Origin of the sequence: Mucilaginibacter rubeus, assembly GCF_014643835.1 — a bacterium.
Classification (GTDB): domain Bacteria; phylum Bacteroidota; class Bacteroidia; order Sphingobacteriales; family Sphingobacteriaceae; genus Mucilaginibacter; species Mucilaginibacter rubeus.
This window is the reverse complement of the sequence record NZ_BMKD01000003.1, coordinates 621963-647884: the sequence shown is the minus strand read 5'-3', so window position 1 is coordinate 647884 and position 25922 is coordinate 621963. Positions and strand designations below refer to the sequence as shown.

Here is a 25922-nt window from a genome sequence, read left to right as displayed (position 1 = left end):
GTCTTTTCAATTTTAAAAGGTTGCCTGCAGGCCAAGGATTAGTTGAAGTGTAGCCGGATAATAATTAAGCGAGGTGTTCACGCCCGGGGTAAGTCCGTTAACCTGTACCAGGTCAGGATCGCCGCCGGTAAAGCTTGTAAAGGTGTGCAGGTTTCTGCCGGTGGCGTAAATACGTATTGATTTAAGGTATTTGGTTTTAAACGGCTGGGTATAACCTAAAGCCACGTTATCTATTTTTACGAACGAGCCATTTTCCAGGAAATAATCGGAAGCGATAGCTGTTGTTGCCGAATTAGTTAACAACGAGTATTTACTTTTACCATCATAGGCCGATCGCAGCACGTTAGCATCGCTTTGGCTTGATGGCGTACCTATGTAGAAAGCCGCGGTATTGAATATTTTATAACCAAATGTGCCGCGTAGAAAAATCCCCAGATCAAACCTTTTGTACCTGAAAGTATTGCCAATGGAACCGATAAACTTTGGTAAACCGTTCCCTACAAATTGTTTATCATCTGATGATGCCTGGTTGGCCTGAACTATGGTGCCATCTTTTTTATAAACCTGCAAAGCCCCATCCTTATTCACCCCTGCCGAGCGCAGCGTATAAAACTCGCCAATGCTACGTCCTTCCTGGATACGCTGTATATTACCCGGCGATCCCGGAGCAGGCAAACCGGCCAATTCAACAAATGGCGCGCCTTTGTAAACATCGTTAGAGAAGGAAATGAACTTGTTACGGTTATAAGCCAACGCCGCGGTTATGTTATAACTGAAATCCGGCTGACTGATTACGCTGCCATTCAACGCCAATTCCAGGCCGTAGTTTTTCATAGTACCTACGTTGGCAAAGGTTTGCGATTGGGAGTTTGGCGGCAAGGGCACGTTATAATAACCAAGCAAATCCTTGTTTTTGCGGATGTAATAATCAAGTGAACCAGAGATGCGGTTATCCAGGATAGAAAAATCAATACCAGCGTTAAAATTGATCGATTTCTCCCATTTTAAATCGGGGTTTACGTTTGATGTAGGGCCATAAACCTGGTAAGTTTGGCCGTTGTACGGAAAATAGCCCGCACCACCATATAGCAGCAATGAAAGATAACTATCGAAATCCTGGTTACCTGTAACGCCGTAATCTGCACGTAGTTTAAGATCGTTTACCCATGGCAGCGCGCCTTTCATGAAACTTTCTTCGGATACACGCCAGGCAGCCGAAGCTGCAGGAAAATTACCCCATTTGTTTTTTATACCAAATTTGGACGATCCTTCCCTGCGCAAGCTTGCCGTAAGAATATAACGATTGTTAAAATCATAATTCAAACGACCGAAGAATGAGATCAATGTTGAGCCATTCTGCGTTGAACTTACGGCAGATTGGCCCTGCCCGGCGGCACCACCGTTGTATAAACCCGAGCCAAGATTGTTCCACAGGTATGAATCGAATGGAAAATCATAATTCTGGGCGTAAAAGGTATTATAGTTGTAAAGGGTATATGAATAACCGCCTAAGGCTTTGAGGTGATGTTGACCGAGATTGAGCGAATAATTTCCTGTCCATTCCACGTTTTTCTGGTCATTCTCTTCCTGCCGCTGCGATGCGAAATTGGTTTGGGTTATTTTGCCCGCGTGCAAAATGGATGATAATGTTGAAGGGGTAAAATTGAAACTCCTGGTCGATTTACTGATTTCAGATATCGTTACCGTTGTGCTCAGGCTTTTAAGAATATTTACCTTTAACGATCCGTTAAGATCCATTTCTTTGATTTGCGCTTCAGATTTGATCACATTAGCGTTCTCAACCGGGTTATTGGAGAAAAAGCCGGTATTGATATAGTTGTACCTTCCTGGGTTATCGTAAATTGGATAAGTCGGGTTTAAAGTGAGCGCGTTGTTGAAATTACCCTGATCAGAGTTTTTGGTATTCATATACCTGGGCGCGATATTCAAGGAAGCCACGAAAACGCCATTGTCTGATGTATGGTTTACGTTGATCCTCGCGCCATATTCCTTTTTATGCGCCCGCAGGTCAATTCCATCCGCATTGCGGTAGTCGGCCGATGCGAAGTAATTCGTTTTACCAGAACCACCCGACAATTGAACCGTATGTTTTTGAGCAAATGCCGGCGAATTGGTAACCGCATCCATCCAGTTTGTTTTAGCGCCGTAATCCTGTCCCTGACTATTTTTTACCCTGTCGGCAATAAACTGTTCGGGTGTAAGGTTTTGCAGTTGATTAGTTAAATAGTCAAAACTGGCATAACCTTCATAAAACGTACGCGCCTGCGATGAGCCTTTTTTTGTGGTGATGATGATAACGCCGTTGCTTCCGCGTGTACCGTAAATAGCCGACGCGGCACCGCCTTTAAGCACATCGATACTTTCAATATCATTTTGGTTGATATTATCAATGTTGCCGCCGGGCACACCATTCACCACATACAACGGCCCTAAACCCGCGTTACGCGATGAAACGCCCCGCAACTGAACACTGGGCGATGAATTGGGATCTGCACCGGAAGTATTGGTAATACTAAGTCCTGCAACCTTTCCCTGTAACGACATTAGGGGGCTGTTTGAGGCTACCGGAAGCAGATCTTTTGAGGAAACGTGTGTAATAGCGCTCGATACTTCACGTTTATCAAGCGTGCCATAGCCAACGCTTACAACAACCACCTCCTGCAATGAATTATTTGCCGCAGAAAGGGCTACGTTTAATGTGGCGTCGGCAGTTAACGGCATTTGTTTGGATGTGTAGCCGATATATGAAAAAGAGATCGTTTTAGCAGATGCGGGAACGCTAAGCGTATAAACGCCCTTAGCATTAGATGTAGTACCTACCGACATCCCGGTTACCACAACACTTACGCCTGGTAAAGGCGAACCGTCGGCAGCATCCGTAACAGTACCGGATATAGTTCTGTTTTGTGCCAGCGCCGTCCCGGTAAAAATACAACAGAGCACTATGGCACTTAGCCTGAGTAAAAGTTTCTTGTACATAAAAAGAAATTATAGATTGATTTTTGAGGTTAATTGGCCGCGCAATAAGGTCTCCGGCCACGACGAAAATGAGTGCCATTAAGGCGGCGAATGAGCCCGGTTTTCTGTTTTCATAAAGTGAGATTTTGATGGCCGCCAGGTATTGGCAAAGCGCAAATTGGTACGTTGTGAAATTAGAAAGTTAGTAATCCCCAATACACAATCGCGACCGGCATCCACAAAAAATCTCACAACAAATAAATACAAACGCCTGTATAACAAGTATATAATTCAAATAAAAACGAGAAAAATCTCAATTAAAAAAGGTTATCATTTTCAATTGAGCACCGATCAAACCGAATTGATGTAACAGGGAAAAGTAAGGCGCGTGTGAGGAGCTAAAGTTCATTCCATAGAAAAAAGTTGTCAGTTGAGTTGACAACTTACCCAAAATAGTACGCAAGCCCGACACTCCCACGAACCAATTTTTAGATGATCTGAAAGGTTTTGCCACTATGTTTGAAGATTGAGGTTCGAGCCCTTGTAGGAAAACTTGTTTTGGAAAGTCTTCCGTTGAGCGGCGGGCTTTTTCATTGTTAGAATGAGCTGTTAAAAAGACTGGATTTTTTAATTTCCCAATAACTTTTTCTTTTGCGATTCGTATTCATCTTTCGTTAAAACACCATCGTCCAATAGTCTTTTAAGTTTTGTTAACTCGTCGGCGACACTGAATTGTGGGACCTGATTTAATTGTTTAGGCTTGAAATTTGGCACGATTATCTCTCCAGCTTCGATAGCTGCTTCTAATTCGACTACACCATTTCTTGACGGGAAACTTACAACGGTAAATTGTTTAAGCCCGAATTTGTGAGATTCCCATTCTTTAAAATATTTTACGATAAGCCTTGTACTTGCATACATTTTTTGGAAGTTCACTTGATCAGTTCCAAGCAAATCGTTTGCAGGTTGATAGATAAATTTAAAATCGCCATTCGGATCAGAACCCAAACCCACTTTTAGCGTATCTCCCTTGTGAAATGTGCCGTATTTCGTAATCAAGGGGCCATCCCACTTGCCGCCCGGAATTTGAGCCAATAATAATTGCGGAATACATAAAAAGATTAAGAGTAAAGTTTTTCTCATGTGATTTAGCTTGGTGACTATAAACTTAGCCATTACCCTAAACTTTTCCAAGTTGACAAACATTACCTAACATACTTGCATGAAGAAATATATTGGGAGCAATTAACAAATTACACGGAGTTTTTTTGAAAAAATCTATTTATTAACTACCGACCACCCTACGCCGACCTCGTAGCCTTCTCAATATCATCCCACATTTCATCTGGTATCATTTCGAGCCCGCTGAACTGACCGGCACCCTGCAGCCACTCTCCCCCATCGATGGTAATCACCTCGCCATTAATGTATCCTGAATAATCGGATACCAAAAAAGCGGCCAGGTTAGCCAGCTCCTGGTGTTCGCCTACACGTTTAAGCGGCACCCTGTTTTTGAAATCAAACTTTTGGGCCATATCTCCGGGCAATAATCTTTCCCATGCGCCTTTGGTAGGAAAGGGCCCCGGCGCAATGGCATTGGCACGGATGCCATGCCTGCCCCACTCAACGGCTAAGGATCTGGTCATGGCCAGCACACCGCCTTTTGCACAGGCCGAGGGCACAACATAAGCCGAACCTGTAAAAGCATAAGTGGTTATGATATTCAGGATGTTTCCGGGCATTTTCTCTCTGATCCAATATTTGCCCAAAGCCAGCGAACAATTGGCCGAACCTTTTAAAACAATATCAATGATAGCCGAAAACGCGTTTGCCGATAAACGCTCCGTAGGCGAAATAAAATTACCTGCCGCGTTATTCAATAGTGCATCAACCTGCCCAAATGTTTCAATAGCTTGCTGCAACATTGCTTCAACCTGGTCGTACTTCCGCACGTCGCAGGCTATTGGCAATACTTTACGCCCGGTTTCGGCTTCCATTTCGGCTGCAGTTTGTTGCAGCACATCCAATTTGCGACTGGTAATTACCAGGTTAGCACCCAAATGCAAAAAGTAAGTCCCCATGGCCTTGCCTAAACCTGTTCCGCCGCCCGTTACAATGATGGTTTTTCCTTTTAAAGCGTCATCTCTTAACATTCCACCGGCAGTCGCGGCGTTTGGATTTGCAGCATCATTTGAAATTTTAGGATCTGTCATCGTCAATTATTTAACATCTGTATTTTTTGATTTTAAATTTTGGATCATCATTTGAAGACCTTGCCTGGTTTCGGGTGCCCACCATTGCTTCAGCATTTTGTCCAGGGTATCGGTTTGGTCGGCTTTGAGTTTCCCTATCAACTCCTTTCGCAAATTCAATTTACTTTCCGTCCAGGTAACCGGGTTCAGTTTCATAAAGGCTGTCACCTTTTCTATTGCAGCGTTCATTAACCTATCCGGTGAAACAACGTCATCGATAAGCCCGGCTTCTAAAGCTTCGTTTACCTTAAGCAGCTTCCCTTCCATCAAATATTGATAAGCTTTACGCTGGCCAAGCCAAAATGCATATAAGCTAAAAACACTATCAGGAACGATAATACCAACCGGAACTTCATTTAAGCCGATGATAAATGCTCCTTCAATCATCACCCGATAATCGCAGCAAATAGCTAATATGCAGCCGCCCGCCGGGCTGTGACCGCTAATGGCAGCTACCAAAGGTTTCCTGAAACCAGCCAAGGCACTTTGCAGGGCTAAAAAATCCACCCAAAACTCGCGGCTTTGTGCCTCATCATAATCATAAGCCTCAATCAGGTCGATCCCCGACGAGAAAAAACCTTCCTTGCCGGTTAAAATAACCCCGCCTACGTTATCATCATGCTCCAGCGTTTTGATACAAGAGGTCAGCTCTTTAACCATTTCATGATTGATGGCGTTCGACCTCCCCCTATCGAGCGAAATCACTATCAACCGCCCTTGTATTGTTGTTTGAAATGTATTCATCGGTTAATTTACAAGGGTTGGATCTTCGCTTACTTCGCAGGGATACATTTTATCTATTTCGGTTTTGTATTTTTCGGTGATCACTTTCCGTTTCATTTTACCTGTTGGGGTAAGCTCACCGCTATCTATCGACCATTCATTAGGAAGCAAGGTGATCTTCTTCACCTGTTCAACATGGTTAAATTCGGGATTATAGTTATTGATAATGGATTGATAAAGCTCAATAACCTTCGCATTTTTAACCAATTCACTATTGGATGAAAAAGTGATGTCATTGTCCTTACACCAAGGCTTTAAATGAGTGTAGGATGGTACAATGAGCGCCGCGACAAATTTCTTTTCCGCACCAACAACCATCATCTGCTCAATAAAATAATTTTCCTTCATCTTATTTTCGATGGGTAGCGGGGCCACGTATTTACCGCCCGAAGTTTTAAAGATCTCTTTTTTCCGATCCGTTATTTTCAGGAACCCATCCCGGTCCAGTTCGCCTATATCCCCGGTATGGAACCAGCCGTCTTCCAGTACATCTGCCGTTAGTTCAGGGTTTTTATAATAGCCCAGCATCACATTCGGGCCTTTGCAGAGGATCTCGCCATCAGCGGCTATCTTCACCTGTACACCGCTCAGCAAACGACCTACGGTGCCAAATTTCCTTCCGCTTTTTTCATAACAGTTAACAGCAATTACAGGCGATGTTTCGGTAAGCCCATAACCTTCCATAATAACAATATCGGCAGCGGTAAAAATTCTTTCCAGCTTAATGGGGCAGGCCGAACTGCCGACTACGATGGCTTTTATATTTCCGCCTATAGCAGCACGCCATTTGCTGTAAACCAATTTATCGGCTATGGCCAGTTTGATCTTATACCGCAGACTGGTATTATTAATTTCATAAGCTTCGGCCAGTTTTACCGACCAGAAAAAGATCTTCCTTTTAATACCGGTTAGTTTCTGCCCCTGCACCATAATTTTCTCAAATACTTTTTCGAGCAAGCGGGGAACCGCGGTAAAAAGGGACGGCTTTACCTCTTTCATATTTGCGCCGATGGTGTCCATACTTTCGGCGTAATAAATAGAAAAACCGTAGTACAGATAAACATAGGTACACATCTTTTCAAAAATGTGGTTCAGCGGCAAAAAGCTCAAAGCGCGCTTTTCTGTAACGGGGATCCGGCTGAGAATGTCGCCGGATGCCGAGGCATTGGTCATGATGTTTTTATGTGTAATCATTACCCCTTTTGGCCGGCCCGTAGTGCCCGAAGTATAAATGATGGTTGCCACATCGTCTTCAGTAATCTGATCATTGATCTGCTGCATTTTTTGCTGATAACCTTCTTGCAAAGGCTTAAGCAATGTGCCCCAATAATCACAGCCGTCGATGTTATCGAAAGTAAATATGCCTTTTAACGAGGGTATATTTAAATGAACTTCCTTAACCTTATCGCATAAATCTTTGCTGCTTACAAATACATATTTCACTTCGGCCTCGTTCAGGATCTGCTCAATTTCTTTAGTCCCTGTATTAGGGTATAGCGGGACCAGTATGGCTCCCGTTTGCTGTACTGCCAGATCGGTTATGATCCACTCGGGTCTGCCGTTGCTTATCAAACCTATTTTATCGCGGCCTTCGGTAGTGCCGTCACCGCCCGAAACGCCCAGGGCCAACAAGGCTGCGGATAGCTGGTTGATCATGGCATGCACTTCTTGGGTGCTGTATGACCTCCAGGAACCATTCTCCTTCGCATTCAAAAGATCCACCTTAGGCTCCTTAGCCTGGGTAATCATGCAATCAAACAATCTTGTCGCCTTTTCCATGCTTGCAATGGTTTAGATAAAGGTAAATTCCTACAACAGTTCAAATACACCCGCCGCGCCCTGCCCGGTGCCTACACACATGGTAACCATGCCATACTTTTTTTCGCGCCTTTTCAATTCGTTAAAAAGCTGAACAGAAAGTTTGGCCCCGGTACAACCAAGCGGATGGCCGAGCGATATAGCCCCTCCGTTTACATTTACAATTTCGGGATTAAGCTCCAGCCCCTTTATTATCGCCAGTGATTGTGAAGCAAAAGCTTCATTCAATTCTATCAGATCAATATCCTGCTGTTTCATCCCTGCCATTTTTAACACTTTGGGGATAGCCACCAGCGGGCCTATCCCCATGATCCGCGGCGGCACACCTGCAACGGCGTAATTAACCAGCCGGGCTATGGGTTTAAGGTTGTTCTGTTTCATAAAACGTTTGCTAACCACCATCACAAAAGCCGCCCCATCACTGGTTTGTGACGAATTGCCTGCAGTTACCACGCCCTTTACATCAAATACCGGTTTAAGCTTTGCCAGCGCGTCAATTGAGGTATCGCTGCGCGGACCTTCATCTGTATCTACCTTAAATTCCCTTTTCGCTTTTTTGCCGCTCTCATCTACATAGGTTTCCACAATATTTACCGGCGCTATTTCTTCTTTAAACTTGCCTTCTTTAATAGCATTGATGGCTTTTTGATGCGAATTGTAAGCAAACTGATCCTGCTCTTCGCGGCCGATATGATATTCTTTAGCTACAGCTTCGGCAGTGAGGCCCATGCCCCAGTAATAATCGGGATGTGCAAGGGCAATATCGGCGTTAGGCACAATGCGCCAGCCCCCCATCGGGATCAGGCTCATGCTTTCCACACCACCCGCGATAATACAATCGGCAATACCGCTGTGTATTTTTGCTGATGCTATGGCAATTGTTTCCAGTCCCGATGAGCAATAACGGTTCACCGTCATGCCGGGTACTTTATCGGTATCAAGCGCCATTAATGAAATCAGTCTCGCAACATTCAATCCCTGTTCGGCTTCGGGTGTAGCATTGCCTACAATTACATCATCAATCTGCTCTTTATCAACATTAGGCACTGATGCCAGCAGATGCCTGATCACATCCGCCGCAAGCGTATCCGGACGGGTAAACCTAAACCCGCCCCGGGTAGCTTTTCCAACAGCGCTGCGGCTGGCTGCCACTATATATGCGTTCATTTTATTGAGATTTATACTTAAAAAATTTAGTTCCTTAACACTTTACCACCGGTTAAAATCGATTGGATCCGTTCAAGCGTTTTCTTTTCGGTACAAAGCGAAACAAAGGCTTCACGTTCCAACCCCAGCAAATATTCCTCGCTCACTATGGAAGGCTGGGACAGATCACCGCCCGAAAGCACATAAGCCAGCTTTTGCGAAATTTTCACATCGTGCTCGCTGATGTAATTACCGCTGTACATAGTATTGGCCCCTACATAACCTAAACCCAGGGCCTGCTTACCCAGTACCCTGATATCACCGCGCGGAATAGGCTGTATGTACCCTTCGTTCGCCATCTGCAGGCATTGCTGTTTAGCTTCGGCAAGGAGCCTCTCGCGCGATACTACCACTATGTCCCTGCCCTTTTTAAGATAGCCAAATTCAAAAGCCTCATAAGCCGAAGTAGATACTTTGGCCTGGCCGATGGTTAAAAAACGGTCGCGGAAATTATTGAGTTCTACGTCACCTTCCTGTAGTTCGTCTGAAAGGCGCAGGGCAAATTCCTTTGTGCCCCCGCCTCCGGGAATCAAGCCAACACCAAACTCAACCAAACCCATGTATAGCTCGGCATGTGCCACTACCTTATCGGCATGCAGGCACATTTCGCAGCCGCCACCCAGGGCCATTTGATGAGGTGCTATAACCACTGGAACTGATGAATAACGGATCCTCATCATCGTGTTCTGGAAAGCCTTGATCACCATATTGAGCTCGTCAAACTCCTGCTCAACGGCCATCATAAATATCATACCCACATTGGCCCCTGCGCTAAAATTTGCGCCCTCGTTTGATATAACTAAGCCTTTATAGCTTGCCTCGGCAAGGGTGATGGCTTTATTGATGCCTTCAATCACCTCACCGCCTATTGTATTCATTTTGGTATGAAACTCAAGGTTCAGGATACCATCACCAATATCGGTAATGGTAGTACCGCTATTTTTCCACACCGTATTTGTTTCCCGGATATTACCGAGCAAAATAAGGCCTTCGGTACCAGGAATCACCTTGTAGCTTTTCGACGGAATATCATAATACAGGCGTTTGCCATCTTCTATTTTATAAAAGCTTTTTGCACCCGCCGCAAGCATATCATATACCCATTGGGCCGGTTTGTGCCCTGCCGCTTCCATGGCTTTTACCGTATCCTCAACACCAAGCGCGTCCCATTTTTCAAATGGGCCCAGTTCCCAGCCGAAGCCCGCATTGGTGGCTGCGTCTATTTTATAAAGTTCGTCGGCTATTTCGGGGATGCGGTTACTGGCATAGGCAAATAACTGATAAAAGGTAGCCCTGTAAAAATCACCGGCTTTGTCTTTTGCTGCAACCAGGATCCTGAGCCTATCTTTTAAGTTATCAACCGCCTTTGTAGTTTCCAGCGAGGCAAATTTTACTTTTTGAGAGGGCTTGTAATCAAGCATTTTCAGATCGAGCGCATAAAACTGGTTTCCACCTTCGCCTTTTTCTTTTTTATAAAAACCCTGCCCGGTTTTACTGCCCAGCCAGTTATTTTTTAGCATTCCCTCAACAAATGAAGGAATTTTGAATAACTCCCTTGCCTCATCATCGGGTGCGTTTTTGTAAAGACCGTTGGCAACATGTACCATCGTATCTAAACCCACCACATCATTGGTGCGGAAGGTGGCCGATTTTGGGTGACCTATTACAGGCCCTGTCAGTTTATCAACCTCTTCAACCGTCATACCGGTTTGCTCCACATAATGCAGCACACTCATGATGCTGAAAACCCCGATACGGTTACCGATAAATGCCGGCGTATCTTTGGCTAACACTGTGGTTTTTCCCAGGTATTTTGCGCCATAGTCCATCAAAAAATCAACAACGTCCGCTAAGGTGTCTTTTGTGGGAATGATCTCCAGTAATTTTAAATACCGGGGAGGGTTAAAGAAATGGCTTCCACAGAAATATTTTTTAAAGTCATCGCTCCTGCCTTCGGCCATTAAATGTATTGGGATACCGGATGTATTGGAAGTGATCAGTGTGCCGGGTTTACGGTACTTTTCTACTGTTTCAAACACATGTTGTTTAATATCCAACCGTTCCACAACTACCTCTATAACCCAGTCGCAATCCGCAATTTTGGGCATATCATCTTCAAAATTGCCGGTTGTAATACGTTTTGCGAAAGATTTGAGATAGATGGGCGAAGGGTTTGACTTTAACGCGAAGTCCAGCGCGTCATTAACAATTTTATTCCGCGCTTTTTTATCTGCCGGAGCATCCTTGGGTACAATATCAAGCAACAGTACCTGTACGCCGATATTTGCAAAGTGACAGGCGATACGACTGCCCATTACTCCCGACCCCAATACTGCAACCTTTTTTATAATTCGTTTAGCATTCATTAGTATCTGCTTGTGTTATTAAAACTCTTTATCTTTAATTTACTCTGCCCGCGACCAGGTTGTTGTCCGCCCGAAAAGCGAAATACCAATGTATCCGCGGATATCCAGGGTTTTACCTTTATAGGTCATTTTACAGGAGTACGTTTTGCCGTTATTAGGATCGTAAATTGTTCCGCCCGAGTATTTGTTATCCCCATCTTTCACAAAATCAGCCAGTACGGGTAAGCCCAGCCTCGGCCTTGAACGTAATTTTTCGTCACTATTCATTTCGTCAACTTTCGGCTTCCCATCTTTTAATGGTTCCTTAAGCCATACCACCTTACCATAAAATTTACCGTTGCTTTCTTTAGTGATCTGGATTTTGGCGGTTTTTACATCGTTGTACCATAAACCTTCAATTTTATCGGTTTGCGCTTTTGCGTTGATGCTTGCCGCCACAATGGTTAGCAGGATTAATACAAAACGGGTGAAATGTTTTTTTGATGCTGACATTGCCTTAGGTGTTTTTTATAGTTAAAAACAAGTCGGTTTTTAGGTCATCTGTCGCACTTACCCAATATCAATACGGGTATTGGAAGCCACCTAAAAAGAGACAGAGTAGAATTATAAAATGGTTTATATAAAGCTAAAAGCAGCATGCACAAGGCTTAAAGCTAATAGCCTGGTTATTATTATTTAATTATCTATGTGAATTAATAGATTCTAATCATATCCCCGATACCGGGATGGTTTATAATAACAAATATCTATTTCTGCGGTGCTTTATAAAGGTCTAAACGGCGGAAACATTTGTCAATATTTCGGAATTAAAGTTAGCTGGTTTTATTTGATAATTGCGTTACAAGCTGGATATATTGCTGCATGGCATTATCGGCGGTAGTGCCCTTCTGTTTTAGCCAGGCATCATATTTTGCTTTAGCTACAAAATCAAACATACCCGGAGGGTTTTCTGTATTTATATCGCCTTCCGTTGCTTGCTTATATAAACTGTACAGGCGTAATAATGTTTCATTATCAGGTTTTGAGGGTAGTTCCTTACTCTCTTTAACGGCCCTTTCAAAAGTGCCTTTCAGATCGGTCATAGATAAATTATTTAAAGCTAAAAACAGAAGGCATAAAGCCCAAAGCTTATAAACTGATATTCAACACTATTTAATTATTTCAGGCTGGATTGGCCTCTTCCACATAATCACTGCTCCGGGGCGCCTTCATAAACATCTGGCTTAGTTTTGAAGGCAATACGGCCAGCTTACGCTTTTCCATATCTATCCATGAACCTTCGGCATTTACGATTGCGGCTTTAACACCGTCACCCCGGTACAGCTCATGCCTGATTGCCCAGCGGGAACCATCAGGCCTGGATTTGGTAAGCTGGCAGGTTACCCTGATCTGCTCATTGATCCCGATCTCTCTCAGGTAAATCATTTCTTCCCTGAATAATACAGGCCCTATTTTGTATTCATAAAGTGTAGGCAGTTTTAAACCCAGGCTTTCAAGCATGGTGATGCGTGCCTGTGCTGCAAGATCGGCATATGCAGAATGCCGCATGTGCTGGTTCGAGTCTATCTGCGACCACAGCACCTGTCCTTCATAAAAAAACTCCATAGCCCTGATTATTTATTGATGATGTTCCTTAAACTTTTTTACAGCAGCAGTCAGTCGTGGCAGAATCTCCAACGCGTCACCAACTACACCATAATTGGCTGCTTTAAAAAATGGGGCTTCGGGATCTTTATTGATCACTACAATAGTTTTTGAACCGTTAACCCCGGCCAGGTGCTGGATAGCCCCGGATATTCCCACTGCGATATACAGATTTGGGCGAACGGTGCCACCTGTTTGGCCCACATGCTCGTGATGCGGTCGCCAGTGCGAATCGGCTACCGGGCGCGAGCAGGCCGTAGCGGCGCCCAGTTCTTTCGCCAGGTCTTCCAGTATGCCCCAGTTTTCCGGGCCTTTTAAACCCCTGCCTCCCGAAACAACCAGCTCGGCATCGGCAAGCGGCACCTCGCCGGTCACTTTATTTACCGATTTCACTTTTACGCCAAAATCCTTTTCGCTAAAGCTAACATCCAATTGCTCAACAATCGCCTTACCCTCCTCCTTTTTCGCCGGGAAAGTGTTAGGCATCAGCATAATCACCTTTACCTCACTTAAAATATTTACATACGCAAATGCCTTGCCCGAAAACACGGCTTTTTTGACCACAAAGCCTTTTTCCGTATCGGGGTAAGAAAGCGCCCCGGCTACCAGGCCTGCTTTTAATTTTACAGCTATCCGCGGCGCTACCGCCCTGCCCCTGATATCATGAAGGGTTACAACTACTTTACTATTCTCCTTTTGTGCTGCGGCTATTAACGCGCTGGCATATGCCCTTGAGTGTAACTCGTCCAACCGGCTATCGGCAACGTGCAGCACTTTTTGAGCACCGTACTGGCCAAGGTTTTCCATTTCAGCTTCGGTAACGCTGCCTAAAGCAACGGCAGTTACCGTAGTGCCCATTTTTGGGGCTATTTGAGCGGCATATTGCACAGCCTCAAAGCTTTGCTTTTTTATAATTCCTCCGGTATGTTCCACCAATACTATTACAGACATTTTTTTGTTTTTTTAGTTAGAAGTTAACTGTTTAAAAACTATTTAAGTTTTTCGGGTAGAGACGCATAATTGCGTCTCCCGCAGGACAAGCGGCTTTACTTATCTTTTTCAATTGCCATAATTTGCATTCGGGAGACGCAATTATGCGTCTCTACATTTAATAATAATTGACATTATATAACCTTAGCCTCTGTATGCAACAGCTCTACCAGTTCATCCATATCATCCGGGCTTACCAGCTTGATACCGGCCTTGGCAGGCGGCAATTCATACGACAGTATTTCGGTTACTGCAGCTATTCCTGAAGGCGTAATGACCTTTAACGGACGCGTACGTGCTGCCATGATGCCGCGCATATTGGGAATGCGGGCTTCGGCAACACCTTTCTGGCAGGAAATAACCAGCGGTAAATTACAGGCATCTGTTTCTTCACCGCCCTCTATTTCACGATTTACCACAGCAGCATTGGCCTCTATGCTGATCCCGGTTGCAAAACCAATATAATCGAGATCAAGCAATTCGGCCAGCATGGCACCTGTAGTTCCGTTATTGTAATCGATAGATTCTTTGCCGCATAAAATAAGGTCATAACCAACCCCGGCGGCATATTCGGCTATATAATGAGCCGTTTCATAAGGGTCATTGCTCTCAGCATCAATACGGATAGCTTCATCGCCACCCAACGCCAACGCTTTCCTGATCACGGGCTCAACATCGGCCTTACCTACAGTTATCAAATGAATTTCGGTGGCGATACCGCTTTCTTTTAATTCGATAGCCCTAATCAACGCGTACCATTCATCATACGGGTTGATCACATAAGTAACCCCATCGCTGTTAACAGAAGTATTATTATTTTTTAATACAATTTTGGTGCTGGTGTCGGGCACCTGGCTTATACACACTAATATTTTCATTATCAGAATTTTGTTTTTTAGGTTGATGTTATTTGAAAAATAAGCGAGGGGATTGTTGCCGTTAACGTAAAAGGCAGGGGATTGTGCGATTCCCCTCTTGAGAGGGGTGGAGGGGTGTGTCTCTGCTTTGATAAGCATACAGCATAAACACACCCCTGCTATCACTCGTTCCTTCGCACCCCCTCTCAAGAGGGGATTTTTTTTATCTTAAATGAAGCACTAAAAACAATATTTATTTTCGGAGATCAATTTGGCTGCGACATTTCTGCGTGCCTGGGTAGTATTAATATCTTCGGTTTTGGTGAAACGCTTAAGTCCCATGAGCATCATCCTTCTTTCATCGCCTTCGGCAAATGAGTTCAGTGCTTCTTTACCCGATTTGGCAATATGTTCGGCCGCGTCATTGATGTACACCCGCATCATGTCCAATTGTTCTTTACACGCTTCTTCGCCCCTTAAGCCAACCAATTTCTCTACCCTCAATTGCAGCGATTCGCTTACATACAGCTCTATCAGCATATCGGCCAGGTTCATCAATACTTCCTGCTCTTTGCTCAATTGCATCATTAGTTTTTGAACAGCCGCACCGGCTACCATCAATATGGCCTTTTTAAAATTGGCTATGTATTTCTTCTCTTTAGTGAACAGACCCTCCTCTTCAGCAGCGCCGAAATCAGGGATGCTTACCAATTCACCGGCTACTTTCTGGGCCGGTCCCATCAGGTCGAGCTCGCCCTTCATAGCACGCTTCAGCATCATATCAACTGTTAACAACCTGTTGATTTCATTGGTGCCCTCAAAGATCCGGTTGATCCTTGAATCGCGGTACGACCTGTCCATCGGTGCCTCGGCACTATATCCCATACCACCATAGATCTGCACACCTTCATCGGTTACATAGTCCAAAACCTCAGAAGCATGAACTTTTAAAATTGCAGCTTCGATGGCAAATTGCTCAGTGCCTTTCAGTTTGGCTTTGTTTTCATCAATGCCCGATGCAATTAACATTTCTGTAGCCTCCTCCATGTTCTGACTGGCCCTGTACACAGCCGATTCAGCAGCATAAGTACGGATGGCCTGTTCGGCCAGTTTATATTTTATCGCTCCGTATTTGGAAATAGCGCGACCGAACTGTTCCCGCTCATTGGCGTAACGTACCGATGAGGTGATCACATCCTTACTGGCCCCAACTGTTCCACCTCCTAATTTAATGCGGCCAAGATTAAGAATGTTAACGGCTATCTTAAAACCGTTTTGCCTTTCAGAAAGGAGGTTTTCAACCGGCACTTTGCAATCATTAAAAAAAACCTGGCGCGTTGAGCTCCCTTTGATCCCCATTTTATGTTCTTCCGTATTTAACGAAAGACCCTCAAAATCCTTTTCAACAATAAACGCGCTCAAGTTTTCATCGTCATCTATCTTGGCAAAAACCGTAAACACATCGGCAAAACCAGCATTGGTGATCCACATTTTTTGCCCGGTGATAAGATAATACTTACCATCTGCAGAAAGCTTTGCCCTGGTTTTACCCGAATTAGCATCTGAGCCCGCAGCAGGTTCAGTAAGGCAATAAGCCCCCTTCCATTCGCCGCTGGCCAGTTTGGGGACGTACTTTTGCTTTTGGGCATCATTGCCGTAGTATAATATAGGCAGGGTACCTATACCTGTATGCGCCGAAAAAGCAACCGAAAATGAATGGCCTGCACCTAACTTTTCTGTAACCAGCATGGCCGTTTTGAAATCTTTACCAAAACCGCCATACTCTTCCGGTACAGATATACCTAACAATCCAAGCGCACCGGCTTCGTCCATTAAATGGCGCATTAACCCCTCCTCCTGCTCGTCAATACGCTGCAGGTTTGGTGTTACCTGCTGTGCCAAAAAATTGGTACATGTTTCGGCGATCATCAACTGCTCTTCATTCCATTCTTCAGGAATAAAAACGCTTTCCGCAGAAGTTTCCCTGATCAGAAACTCCCCTCCTTTTATGGCTTTCATCGGTTCTGTGGCATTCATAAAGTTTTATTGGTTTATAATCAGGAGTAAAATTAGAGGCATTATGAAGCCAAAGAAAGGGCAGCAATGCGGAGATATTAGTCAAAAAGTCGGAAAGAAGATGAGAATGGGAGGGTGGAAAAAGGCTGTTGGTGTCCGAAACCTGAAGATCGACTGGGAATGATGGTTTAAAAACCCATGTCATTGCGAGGAGGAACGACGAAGCAATCTCGTAGCTATGCAGATGGACATGCATTGGCTACGAGATTGCCACGCTGCGCTCGCAATGACATATTTTTTTATTACTTAATTAACTAATAAACAATCAATGCGCAGATATCGCCCTATAATCAGAAGGCGACATGCCGGTATGTTTCTTAAAATATTTACCAAACGATGATTGGTCGGGGAAATGGATGCTCTCGGCCGCGCGTGCAATGCTGATCTCATGATTTCGCAGTAATACTTTGGCTTCCAATATTACCGCGTCGTCTATCCATTCCCCCGCGGTTCTCCCGGTTACTTCCTTAATGGTTTCGGTTAAATGTTTGGGAGATACATACAGCGCGTCGGCATAGTATTGCACGCTCCGATGTTCTTTATAATGATGGAAAATGAGGGATTGGAAAAGCACGTTTAGTTCCTGTTTCCTGGTTTGTTTACCTTTTATTATCAGGTGTTGCTTTTCGTAAATGGCCTGTATTTCATAAAGCAGTGTCATCAAAATGCTCCTGGATATTTCAACATCATAAGGATGCCCTTCGCGCGCTAATTTTTGCTGGATCAATAAATAAATTTCCAGGATCATTTTGGCATCGGCATTGCCCGGATAAATTACCGGGATAGATGCGCTGTTAAAATAACTGAATGATTCAAGGAAATGGCTATTGGCGTTATTTTCGATTAAAAAGGCTTTGCTGAAAACAACAAACCGGCATAAAAAATCGGCACTGCTATCGTAAATCCTCAAAACATGAAAGGGGGTTGCCAGAAGCATGGCATCCGGCCGGGCATCGTAAACCTGCAGGTTTACTTCTACTTTGGCTGTGCCCCTGGTACAAATGCCTATAATATAACCGTCCGAACGATAAGGATATTCGCTCAGGCTCAATAATTGCTTTTCGTCAACAACAAAAAAATCGGCACCAGCCAGCTTGTCTGCATAAAGATCTGCAAATTTCGACAGGCTTAATTGTCCAACTTTATTATTCATATAGTTTAGATATATAATTTTAACTATTGTATTTATTAAAGACGGTTGTAAAGCAATTTTCTTATCTGATATTAAAAATAAGCTTTATCCGACTTTTTGACTAATATCTCCGCATTATAGCCCTTTTTTTCTTTTTAATCCAAACTAATTTTATCCCTGACAGTTTCAAATTGTAACCTACAAGCAATTTCCTGTCACGAACCAATTATATTTTTATGAGAAAAATTCTACTATTGGTGCTCACCGCAGCACCGCTGTTAGCTTTTTCCCAGGGTTTCCAGGTGAACCTGGGGGGGCAAAAGCAAATAGGAATGGGCCATACAGGTACGGGTATCGTACAGGATGGCGCTTCCGTATTTTTTAACCCGGGCGCGGTAGCCATGCTGCCCGAAAATTACATACAGGGAGGAATAAGCCCTTTACTGTTCAAATCTGTTTTCAACCCCGCCGGAACCTCAATACAGAACCATACTTCCAACAAAGTTGCTACCCCGTTCCATGCTTATGCGGTATGGGGGCCCAAATCTTCCTTCTGGAAACTGGGACTTGGCGTTTATACTCCTTTTGGCGGCTTAACCGACTGGGGCAATACCTGGCAGGGCAAATATGTGTTGGAAAGCCTCGACCTGAAAGCTATTTATATTCAACCAACATTAAGTATAAAACTGGCCGACTGGATGAGTATCGGCGGAGGCTTCGTTTACAACCACGGCAGCGTTGATCTGACGCGGGCTATCCCACTTGCAAACAGCAGCGGCGACCCAGGGCAGGCCCGGTTGAAAGGCGGCGGCAAGGGCTACGGGTGGAACGCGGGCGTTTACTTCAAAACAGAAGCAGGTATTACCATAGGGATCACACACCGCTCGCAGGTAAATACCACTATTTCGGCAGGGAACGCTATTTTTACTGTACCTGCATCGCTGCAAAGTAGTTTCCCTCAGCCCAATACCTTTAGTTCAACCATACCCTTACCGGCCACTAACTCCATCGGTTTCGGCTTTTACCCCAGCAGCAAATGGATATTGGCCATGGATGTTAATCTGGTTAACTGGGATAGTTATAAAACGCTATCGTTTGATTATAAAAACAATACGGCTGTATTACAGGACACCCACTCCGCCCGGAACTACCAACAGGCGTTTAGCTTACGCGGGGGCGCTCAATATAAGGCTACCGATAAACTGGCCCTGCGTTTTGGCGGCGGTTATGGCGGCACCGCTGTTTTGGATGGCTATGTAACTCCCGAAGTGCCAGATGCCAACCGGGTTTATGGTACCCTGGGCTTAGGTTATACCGTAGCCAAACGCCTGGATATAGATATCTCCTTTGAGTATGAGCACCTAATGAAGCGCACGCAAACCAATATCGAATCGCAATTATCGGGAACATTTAAAACCGATGTTTACATACCAGGTATCTCATTAGCCTATCATTGGTAATCCTTAAAGAAATCAGTTCATGAAAACGTTTAAACTACATATTTATATTGTTGCAGGGTTACTGTTATTAGGTGCCTGCAAGCCCGAAATCCATACACCAAAACCATCCGCAGGATCTGTTGATTTTTCACGATACATTGCGTTGGGTAATTCGCTCACCGCCGGGTATGCCGATGGTGGCTTATACCTTGCAGGTCAGCAGGTATCTTATCCCAGCATCATCGGCAAGCAAATGCAGTCGGTGGGCGGGGGCGCATTTACGCAGCCGCTATTCAGCACGGCCCAGGCAAATGGGTCCGGGTATTTATCACTTACCGGCTTTAATGCCGATGGCACACCGATTACAACTCCTGTAACTACCAATCTGGCAGTACGCGGCTTATTGCCAGTACCCGGCTTCGGAAACGTAACTTTATATACCAAATATACCGGCGATATCAATAATTACGGTGTGCCCGGCATTAAGCTGATGCATATCACCTACGCACCTTATGGCAACCTTAACGGGTATTTTGAACGACTGCTGCCTGGTAACGCGCCAACAAACTCCACCACCTATCTTGATTTTGTAATGTCGAAGCCATTCACTTTCTTCTCAAACTGGCTGGGGAACAATGACGCTTTAAGCTACGCCACATCCGGTGGGGCCGGCGACGTGCTGACAGATAAAAATACTTTTGCTGCCCTATATAATGTATTGATCAACACCCTCACTGCCAAGGGGCAAAAAGGCGTGGTTGCAACCGTACCCGATGTAACTTCCATACCTTATTTTAATACCATCACCGTTTCTGCAATACTGGCCGGCGTGCAAAAAGCCAACCCGAATGCAAAAGCATTGTATATCAACGCGCTGGTTTCTGGCAGTACTTATGCGCCGCGCGTAGCGACGCCTAATGATCTTATCGTACTGACCTTCCCCACAAGCAAGATCGGGCAGCTGGTTGCAACTCCTGTTGGCAACCTGCCTTACGGTTTAACGCCATATACGCCGATAGATAACCAATATGTACTTGACGAAAAGGAAGTTGCCCTTACCGGGGATTATGTAACTTCTTATAACACCACCATAAAATCTGTAGCGGCGGCAAAAGGCCTGGCTGTATTTGATGCATATACCTTTCTGCAAAATATTAAACTGAACGGGATGGTGGTTGACGGTGTAAGCGTTAACTCAAATTACATCAGCGGCGGTCTGTTCTCATTGGATGGAGTGCACCTTACACCGCGGGGCTATGCAATTGTGGCCAATGAATTTATCAAAGCCATTAATGATAAATACAACTCATCAATACCACAGGTGAATATATCAGATTATAACGGGGTTAAGTTTCCCTGATCATTAGTCAGAAGTCTTAAGTCGAAAGTCTTGATTTCTAAGTCGATAGGGATAAATCCTAACTTAGAACTCAAGACTTTCAACTTAGAACTAAATTATCCCGCAGCACTATCCGGTTCCGATTCATCGCCTGGCTCCCAAAGCTCAATAATGTTCCCTTCCGGATCGAGAATATGAACAAATTTGCCATAATCATACTCGGCAATCTCGTCAATAATGGTTACGCCATCTTTTTTTAATTCGTCTACCAGTGCAACAAGATTTTCTACCCGGTAATTAATCATAAAAGGCTTAGTCGACGGATTAAAATATTTGGTATCCTGCGGGAACGTACACCAGGAGGTGGACCCTATTTTCGACGGATCATCTGCATGCCGCCACTCAAACGTTGTCCCGTATTGGCCGGAAGGCAGTCCAAGGTTTTTGACATACCATTCGTTCATACCTTTCGGATCGTCGCATTTAAAAAATACGCCTCCAAGGCCCGTTACTTTTTTCATAGTTTAATTCTGTTTGTATGATTAAGGTGCTATAACACAGAGAAATTTGTACACATCTTAAAGATTATTAACATCAATTAAATACTTTATGATGTACAACGTTTTGAGCAATTTCCATCTATTTTAAAACATTACCAAATCCGTTTTCAGATTTTTGCCCACTACTTTGTCAATCTTTCGTTACAGTGCTGTATCGTTTTCAGATAGGTTTTTTACTTTTTAGAGCCTGTATAACCTCTTTTAACTTTTCGTTGCTGTTGATGGTTTTTAAACCCTCTTCATACCCTATCATATAAATTTCTTCGGCGGCATCGGTATCAAAAATACCATAACCACCCAAGCCACGCGGCTCGATAACTATATCGCACAACATTTTATGCGCATTGAGGCCCGAATTAATCGTTATCATGGCCGCCCTGTCAACCAGGTTCACAAATGATTTAATTGTTGAAACAACAGGTAAATGGTTACAGCATGAACCTATGATAAGGTCACAATTACCCACCAATGGTTCAACCGGAAAATTATTGAGTATGCCGCCATCAACAAACATATGATCGTTAATGATGATGGGCCTAAAAATACCTGGCAAACAGCATGACGCTAAAATTGCTATATCCAACTCGCCCTCGGTAAAATAAACCAGTTTTGCTTCTCCAATGTCGACCGCCGGAATGGTAACACGTGTTTTGAGGCTTTGAAATGAATTATGCGGAATATATTTATTGATCAATACCCTGGCATGTGTTATTGAGATCAAACCGTTGCTGCCAAATGCCGGGCGCAGCAATTTGAGCAGGCTGTTGTCTTTGATGACGCGTAAAATTTCTTTTGGGGTATATCCCTCTGCAAAAAAAGCCGCAGCTATTGCGCCTGCACTTGTGCCCGAGATATGCGAGAATTTGATACCATAATCGGTTAGGGCCTGCATCACCCCCAAATGGGCCACCCCTCTTACCCCCCCGCCAGACAACACTAATCCTATCTTTCTTGAGCCGTTTTGATCAATATTTGTATTCATTTTATATAGATTACCACCAGTCCGTTACCCGGGAAAATCATCGGACCGTTGAGGTCAAGATATTACTTTTTTAATTTAAATAATGTTAATTTTTTTAATGATCAACTTTATTAATCTTATTCGCCGGACGACAGATGGCATAATTTCTATACATCAACTGTCCAAATGGTGCCGCCCTTGTTTTTTGTTATCAATTAAGAATACAATCAATACATCATATACGTATTTATCTCACCGAAGAAAACATCATATCTTTTAAAGATTTAACGGAAAATTAATTTTACTACAGGTTCTTTGGTACAGTTTTTCGGGTTCTTTACCTGATGACAAAAAACCTTCTCCTCTTCCTGTGCCTGTTTATTGTAAAAACCTCTTTAGTGTGCGCACAATCACCAACGCTCAATGGCGTATACATTGGTGCAGAGTTATACAACACGCCTTTTAACGGCATGCAGATCAACAATATCGTGATCAGTTTCCGGAGCGATGGCACTTTCAATAACGCATTGAACCAGGCAGACTGGAAAACCAAATCCAGCGGTTCTTACACAGTTAAGAACAACCTTGTACAACTCACATTTAAAAACGGCGACGAAAGCAAAAAATATAAACTGGCAGCTAATGGACGCCTTGAAAGTACAGCAGGGATAAAACATACCTTGTATAAGGTTAAAAAAGTAACTGTTATCCCTGCCGGGCTATATGAAAAAAGAAGCGCTTCCACCAGTGGGGGAATAGGTACGGGAATGCCGGCGGTGGGCGCTTTTTCTTCTGATTTAATTTATTTTGATGGTAAAGGTAATTTTTCAACAGAACGGTCGAGCGTTGTTGGTGTAACGGGTGACGCAGTGGGCGGTACTATAGGTGGTAAATTTGAAAAAAACGGTAAAACCAGTGGAACTTATAAATTGGGCGATGGAGAAATAACTTTAACATTTGGTAATGGCACTGTTGCCAAACAAAGCTTCTTTTACAGTCCGCCAAATGAAGAAGACCTGATTTTGTTGAATGGTGAATTCTATTTCAGAAACGAGGATGACAAAGAAAAGCCAGCAATTACACAAGGAACCACCGTTAGTTCAAAGACAAATACAAGTAAACCTGCAACAACTGGCCTGCCTGCGCCAGCCAGTCTGCTTACCCAACTCAGGGCACACTATGGTGGCGAAAACATAGACAAGTTAACAACTGTTAGGGAAACGGCCACAGTAACAGGTAACATGCAAATTATCGCTTTAACCGATATCCTTAATAACAGGATCCGTGCAGAAGTAAGACAGAACGGGAAGTTACTACTGGTAAAACAGCTGGACGGAAACGAAGGCTGGCAATGGATGAACGGCACAAAAAAGCCTTTAACGCAGGATGAAAAAGACGAACTAACCTTAAGCCTGTACCAGGGGATCCTGGGCTTGCATAAAAAACTAAACAGCTCTTTCCTTACAGGCACAGTATCCGCATCGGGCGATGATTATATCGTCACTTTTTACAGAAGTAAGAATAAACTGTTGTACCTGATTGGTAGTGATTATAGCCTGAAAGGAAATGCTTACTCCATCAATTCAGCGCCTGCTAATATTTCTATCTACAAAGATTTCACAAAAGCCAATGGCATCACCTATCCTGCTACCACCGAATCATCCGACGGAAAAAACAAACTGGTGTCAAACACGACCTCTATCGAGTTTAATCCTGTTTTAACCGAAGATAGTTGGAAAATGCCGGGAAGCTAAGTGTATACTTAGCTGTTGCGGTTCCATTTAAGCCTGTGGATACGCTTCCAGTCGGTGAGTAATAATCCAGCTAAAAAATCAAGTATGGCAATCATATATCTGACAAATTGATAACTAAAGATAGCGATTAAATCATAACTAAAAGACTTTCAGGCGATAAATTACCTCTACTTTTTCAAAAACGACATAGCCGCCGCACTTCCCGCCCCTACTGTTAGCCCGGCTGCCACATCGGTTGGATAATGAACACCGAGATACATTCTTGAATAGCTGGTGGCGCCCGCCCAAAAGAAAGATGGCGCTATCACATACCATTTAGGATAAGCCGCCGATAAAGCCGTAGCCGTAGCGAAGCTTGATGAAGTATGCCCCGAGGGGAACGAGGTACCGCCCGCTTGGTAAACCGGCGTGATATTGATATTTTGAATAAATGGCCGCGGCCTTTTCACCAGATGCTTGATCAGCAGCATAAAACCATATGATATGGCCGTGCTGCTGGCTACATAACCTGCGTTTTGGCGCATTTCTTTATTATTGCTTGCAATACCTCCTACCAGTAAGCCCGCCGGGATCCCGATATCGCCGTACAAAACATTCTTGCTCAGGAACATGAAAAAACCTGTTTGGCCGGGTGTGCGTTGATTTTGCAGATCGATCATGACACGGTCGTCCCAGCGCTGAACAGCGGGGGGAATAAATGCAGGACTATTTACGGTGACTTTCGCCGAATCCGCCTGAGCGAAAGCTTTGTTTGTGAAGCAAATAAATAAGCACTGCAAATGAATTAAAACTACCAGGGATTTAAGCGGGGAGATTTTTTTCATAGGCGATTGATCTGTAAAAGATGTACCGCTAATTTAGCTATAAATACCTATTGCGTGGAGATTGTTTGTGTGCTTGGGAGTAAAAGCACGAACAATAGATGACCATATGAATAAGACTTACGAAGTTTCAAAAACTTCGTAAGTCTGGGTTCTAATCAAGTCACCTCACTATTGCTGTGGGATGCCGAAGCAATTCATCTATGAAGTAAATAAAATGGGTGTCATGCTGAGGTTCTCGAAGCATGGCGTGCAGGGCCTCTGCACGCGACCCTTCGACAAGCTCAGGGAGACAGCCCCTCTTTGTTTAATTGTATTTTACCTTCAGAGTCACTAGGTTCGAAGATGCAGCATGACACGATTAAAATTATCCCAACTTCTCAATAATCTCGGCGGTAGTACCCACCTGCCCTATTCTCGGGAAAATGTATTTGAAGCTGTGGGCATGCGCTTCGGCAAACATATCGGTCATGGCATCACTGGCAAAGGCTATATTGTAGGCATACTCGTTGGCCGAGCGGGCAGTAGCTTCAACACCTATGCTGGTGGCTACTCCGGCCAGTACAATTTGTGTAACGCCTCTTTTTTGCAGTTCTTCGTGCAGCCCTGTATTATAAAAAGCGCCCCAGGTTTTTTTGGTGATAAAAATATCTGTTGGTTCGGTTTTAATTTCGGTAGCTATTTCGTTCCAGTCGGCGGGGAGTTCGGTCATGCTGTTTCTATTGTTGTCGCGCCTGGTTTTAAAAGCCGCACCGGTTGGTTCTACATGAACAACGACAATAGGCTTACCGGCCTTGCGAAAGGCTTCAACCAATTGAGCCGATTTTTCAAGTATGCAGGCCATTGGATGAGCACATGAAAGTTGTACAATGTATTTCTGCAAATCTATCAGCACCAGTGCTGTATTTTGATCTAATGTAGTTATCATGGTAGTTGATTGTTTAA

The 25922-nt window shown here is 44.1% G+C and carries 21 protein-coding genes; 3 read left to right on the top strand and 18 right to left on the bottom strand.

Annotation, left to right across the window (positions count from 1 at the left end):
- Window positions 1-12: 12 nt before the first annotated feature.
- The 14 genes from IEX80_RS13005 to IEX80_RS12940 all read right to left on the bottom strand — a co-directional run bounded on the left by IEX80_RS13005 (window position 13) and on the right by IEX80_RS12940 (window position 18124).
- Window positions 13-3000, bottom strand: a complete 2988-nt coding sequence (locus tag IEX80_RS13005) for a SusC/RagA family TonB-linked outer membrane protein (protein ID WP_188833131.1) — start codon at window positions 2998-3000, stop codon at window positions 13-15.
- A gap of 606 nt (window positions 3001-3606) precedes the next feature.
- Entirely contained in the window at window positions 3607-4122 is a 516-nt protein-coding gene (locus IEX80_RS13000; RefSeq protein ID WP_188833130.1) for an SHOCT domain-containing protein, read from the bottom strand.
- 158 nt (window positions 4123-4280) lie between these two features.
- Window positions 4281-5192, bottom strand: a complete 912-nt coding sequence (locus tag IEX80_RS12995) for an SDR family oxidoreductase (protein WP_229701619.1) — start codon at window positions 5190-5192, stop codon at window positions 4281-4283.
- 6 nt (window positions 5193-5198) lie between these two features.
- Entirely contained in the window at window positions 5199-5975 is a 777-nt protein-coding gene (locus tag IEX80_RS12990) for an enoyl-CoA hydratase/isomerase family protein (protein ID WP_188833129.1), read from the bottom strand.
- A gap of 3 nt (window positions 5976-5978) precedes the next feature.
- Window positions 5979-7793, bottom strand: a complete 1815-nt coding sequence (locus tag IEX80_RS12985; protein WP_188833128.1) for an AMP-dependent synthetase/ligase — start codon at window positions 7791-7793, stop codon at window positions 5979-5981.
- A gap of 30 nt (window positions 7794-7823) precedes the next feature.
- Window positions 7824-8999: an acetyl-CoA C-acyltransferase gene (locus IEX80_RS12980; RefSeq protein WP_188833127.1), complete on the bottom strand. Its 1176-nt coding sequence runs from the start codon at window positions 8997-8999 to the stop codon at window positions 7824-7826.
- A 26-nt stretch (window positions 9000-9025) separates the two neighbouring features.
- Window positions 9026-11404, bottom strand: coding sequence for a 3-hydroxyacyl-CoA dehydrogenase/enoyl-CoA hydratase family protein (locus tag IEX80_RS12975; protein WP_188833126.1), 2379 nt, complete (start codon window positions 11402-11404; stop codon window positions 9026-9028).
- 39 nt (window positions 11405-11443) lie between these two features.
- Window positions 11444-11896 carry a DUF2147 domain-containing protein gene (locus tag IEX80_RS12970; RefSeq protein ID WP_188833125.1) on the bottom strand — a complete coding sequence of 151 codons (453 nt, stop codon included), beginning with the start codon at window positions 11894-11896 and terminating at the stop codon, window positions 11444-11446.
- Window positions 11897-12216: 320 nt separating this feature from the next.
- Window positions 12217-12486, bottom strand: a complete 270-nt coding sequence (locus tag IEX80_RS12965; protein WP_090523886.1) for an acyl-CoA-binding protein — start codon at window positions 12484-12486, stop codon at window positions 12217-12219.
- Window positions 12487-12565: 79 nt separating this feature from the next.
- On the bottom strand, window positions 12566-13009 hold the full coding sequence (locus IEX80_RS12960; protein WP_208057802.1) for an acyl-CoA thioesterase: 444 nt from the start codon (window positions 13007-13009) through the stop codon (window positions 12566-12568).
- Between the two features lie 12 nt (window positions 13010-13021).
- Window positions 13022-13999 carry an electron transfer flavoprotein subunit alpha/FixB family protein gene (locus IEX80_RS12955; protein WP_090523882.1) on the bottom strand — a complete coding sequence of 326 codons (978 nt, stop codon included), beginning with the start codon at window positions 13997-13999 and terminating at the stop codon, window positions 13022-13024.
- A 173-nt stretch (window positions 14000-14172) separates the two neighbouring features.
- Entirely contained in the window at window positions 14173-14916 is a 744-nt protein-coding gene (locus IEX80_RS12950) for an electron transfer flavoprotein subunit beta/FixA family protein (protein WP_188833124.1), read from the bottom strand.
- Between the two features lie 219 nt (window positions 14917-15135).
- Window positions 15136-16932, bottom strand: a complete 1797-nt coding sequence (locus tag IEX80_RS12945; RefSeq protein ID WP_188833123.1) for an acyl-CoA dehydrogenase FadE — start codon at window positions 16930-16932, stop codon at window positions 15136-15138.
- Between the two features lie 304 nt (window positions 16933-17236).
- On the bottom strand, window positions 17237-18124 hold the full coding sequence (locus IEX80_RS12940; RefSeq protein ID WP_112651847.1) for a helix-turn-helix domain-containing protein: 888 nt from the start codon (window positions 18122-18124) through the stop codon (window positions 17237-17239).
- Window positions 18125-18339: 215 nt separating this feature from the next.
- Here IEX80_RS12940 and IEX80_RS12935 point away from each other — a divergent pair, with 215 nt between their 5' ends.
- Window positions 18340-19563, top strand: coding sequence for an OmpP1/FadL family transporter (locus tag IEX80_RS12935; protein WP_188833122.1), 1224 nt, complete (start codon window positions 18340-18342; stop codon window positions 19561-19563).
- Between the two features lie 19 nt (window positions 19564-19582).
- A complete protein-coding gene (locus IEX80_RS12930) occupies window positions 19583-20902 on the top strand; it encodes an SGNH/GDSL hydrolase family protein (protein ID WP_188833121.1) in 1320 nt (439 codons plus the stop codon).
- 95 nt (window positions 20903-20997) lie between these two features.
- Here the strand turns inward: IEX80_RS12930 and IEX80_RS12925 are convergent, their stop codons facing one another.
- Window positions 20998-21402: a VOC family protein gene (locus IEX80_RS12925; protein WP_188833120.1), complete on the bottom strand. Its 405-nt coding sequence runs from the start codon at window positions 21400-21402 to the stop codon at window positions 20998-21000.
- 199 nt (window positions 21403-21601) lie between these two features.
- Window positions 21602-22423 (bottom strand): patatin-like phospholipase family protein, encoded by an 822-nt coding sequence (locus IEX80_RS12920; protein ID WP_188833119.1) that lies wholly within the window; start codon window positions 22421-22423, stop codon window positions 21602-21604.
- A gap of 323 nt (window positions 22424-22746) precedes the next feature.
- Here IEX80_RS12920 and IEX80_RS12915 point away from each other — a divergent pair, with 323 nt between their 5' ends.
- Window positions 22747-24156 carry a hypothetical protein gene (locus tag IEX80_RS12915; RefSeq protein WP_188833118.1) on the top strand — a complete coding sequence of 470 codons (1410 nt, stop codon included), beginning with the start codon at window positions 22747-22749 and terminating at the stop codon, window positions 24154-24156.
- Window positions 24157-24323: 167 nt separating this feature from the next.
- Here IEX80_RS12915 and IEX80_RS12910 read toward each other — a convergent pair whose 3' ends face one another.
- Window positions 24324-24980, bottom strand: a complete 657-nt coding sequence (locus tag IEX80_RS12910) for a phosphatase PAP2 family protein (RefSeq protein WP_229701618.1) — start codon at window positions 24978-24980, stop codon at window positions 24324-24326.
- 364 nt (window positions 24981-25344) lie between these two features.
- Window positions 25345-25905: an isochorismatase family protein gene (locus IEX80_RS12905; protein ID WP_188833117.1), complete on the bottom strand. Its 561-nt coding sequence runs from the start codon at window positions 25903-25905 to the stop codon at window positions 25345-25347.
- Between the last annotated feature and the right edge of the window lie 17 nt (window positions 25906-25922).

What these genes read in the sequence shown, in the direction of transcription:
- IEX80_RS12990 (WP_188833129.1), bottom strand. Translation starts at nt 5,975, where the DNA reads ATGAATACATTTCAAACAACAATACAAGGGCGGTTGATAGTGATTTCG.
- IEX80_RS12955 (WP_090523882.1), bottom strand. Translation starts at nt 13,999, where the DNA reads ATGTCTGTAATAGTATTGGTGGAACATACCGGAGGAATTATAAAAAAG.
- IEX80_RS12910 (WP_229701618.1), bottom strand. Translation starts at nt 24,980, where the DNA reads ATGAAAAAAATCTCCCCGCTTAAATCCCTGGTAGTTTTAATTCATTTG.
- IEX80_RS12915 (WP_188833118.1), top strand. Translation starts at nt 22,747, where the DNA reads ATGACAAAAAACCTTCTCCTCTTCCTGTGCCTGTTTATTGTAAAAACC.
- IEX80_RS12945 (WP_188833123.1), bottom strand. Translation starts at nt 16,932, where the DNA reads ATGAATGCCACAGAACCGATGAAAGCCATAAAAGGAGGGGAGTTTCTG.
- IEX80_RS12925 (WP_188833120.1), bottom strand. Translation starts at nt 21,402, where the DNA reads ATGAAAAAAGTAACGGGCCTTGGAGGCGTATTTTTTAAATGCGACGAT.
- IEX80_RS12960 (WP_208057802.1), bottom strand. Translation starts at nt 13,009, where the DNA reads ATGGAGTTTTTTTATGAAGGACAGGTGCTGTGGTCGCAGATAGACTCG.
- IEX80_RS12935 (WP_188833122.1), top strand. Translation starts at nt 18,340, where the DNA reads ATGAGAAAAATTCTACTATTGGTGCTCACCGCAGCACCGCTGTTAGCT.
- IEX80_RS12930 (WP_188833121.1), top strand. Translation starts at nt 19,583, where the DNA reads ATGAAAACGTTTAAACTACATATTTATATTGTTGCAGGGTTACTGTTA.
- IEX80_RS12940 (WP_112651847.1), bottom strand. Translation starts at nt 18,124, where the DNA reads ATGAATAATAAAGTTGGACAATTAAGCCTGTCGAAATTTGCAGATCTT.
- IEX80_RS13005 (WP_188833131.1), bottom strand. Translation starts at nt 3,000, where the DNA reads ATGTACAAGAAACTTTTACTCAGGCTAAGTGCCATAGTGCTCTGTTGT.
- IEX80_RS12995 (WP_229701619.1), bottom strand. Translation starts at nt 5,192, where the DNA reads ATGACAGATCCTAAAATTTCAAATGATGCTGCAAATCCAAACGCCGCG.
- IEX80_RS12975 (WP_188833126.1), bottom strand. Translation starts at nt 11,404, where the DNA reads ATGAATGCTAAACGAATTATAAAAAAGGTTGCAGTATTGGGGTCGGGA.
- IEX80_RS12950 (WP_188833124.1), bottom strand. Translation starts at nt 14,916, where the DNA reads ATGAAAATATTAGTGTGTATAAGCCAGGTGCCCGACACCAGCACCAAA.
- IEX80_RS12905 (WP_188833117.1), bottom strand. Translation starts at nt 25,905, where the DNA reads ATGATAACTACATTAGATCAAAATACAGCACTGGTGCTGATAGATTTG.
- IEX80_RS12970 (WP_188833125.1), bottom strand. Translation starts at nt 11,896, where the DNA reads ATGTCAGCATCAAAAAAACATTTCACCCGTTTTGTATTAATCCTGCTA.
- IEX80_RS12920 (WP_188833119.1), bottom strand. Translation starts at nt 22,423, where the DNA reads ATGAATACAAATATTGATCAAAACGGCTCAAGAAAGATAGGATTAGTG.
- IEX80_RS13000 (WP_188833130.1), bottom strand. Translation starts at nt 4,122, where the DNA reads ATGAGAAAAACTTTACTCTTAATCTTTTTATGTATTCCGCAATTATTA.
- IEX80_RS12985 (WP_188833128.1), bottom strand. Translation starts at nt 7,793, where the DNA reads ATGGAAAAGGCGACAAGATTGTTTGATTGCATGATTACCCAGGCTAAG.
- IEX80_RS12965 (WP_090523886.1), bottom strand. Translation starts at nt 12,486, where the DNA reads ATGACCGATCTGAAAGGCACTTTTGAAAGGGCCGTTAAAGAGAGTAAG.
- IEX80_RS12980 (WP_188833127.1), bottom strand. Translation starts at nt 8,999, where the DNA reads ATGAACGCATATATAGTGGCAGCCAGCCGCAGCGCTGTTGGAAAAGCT.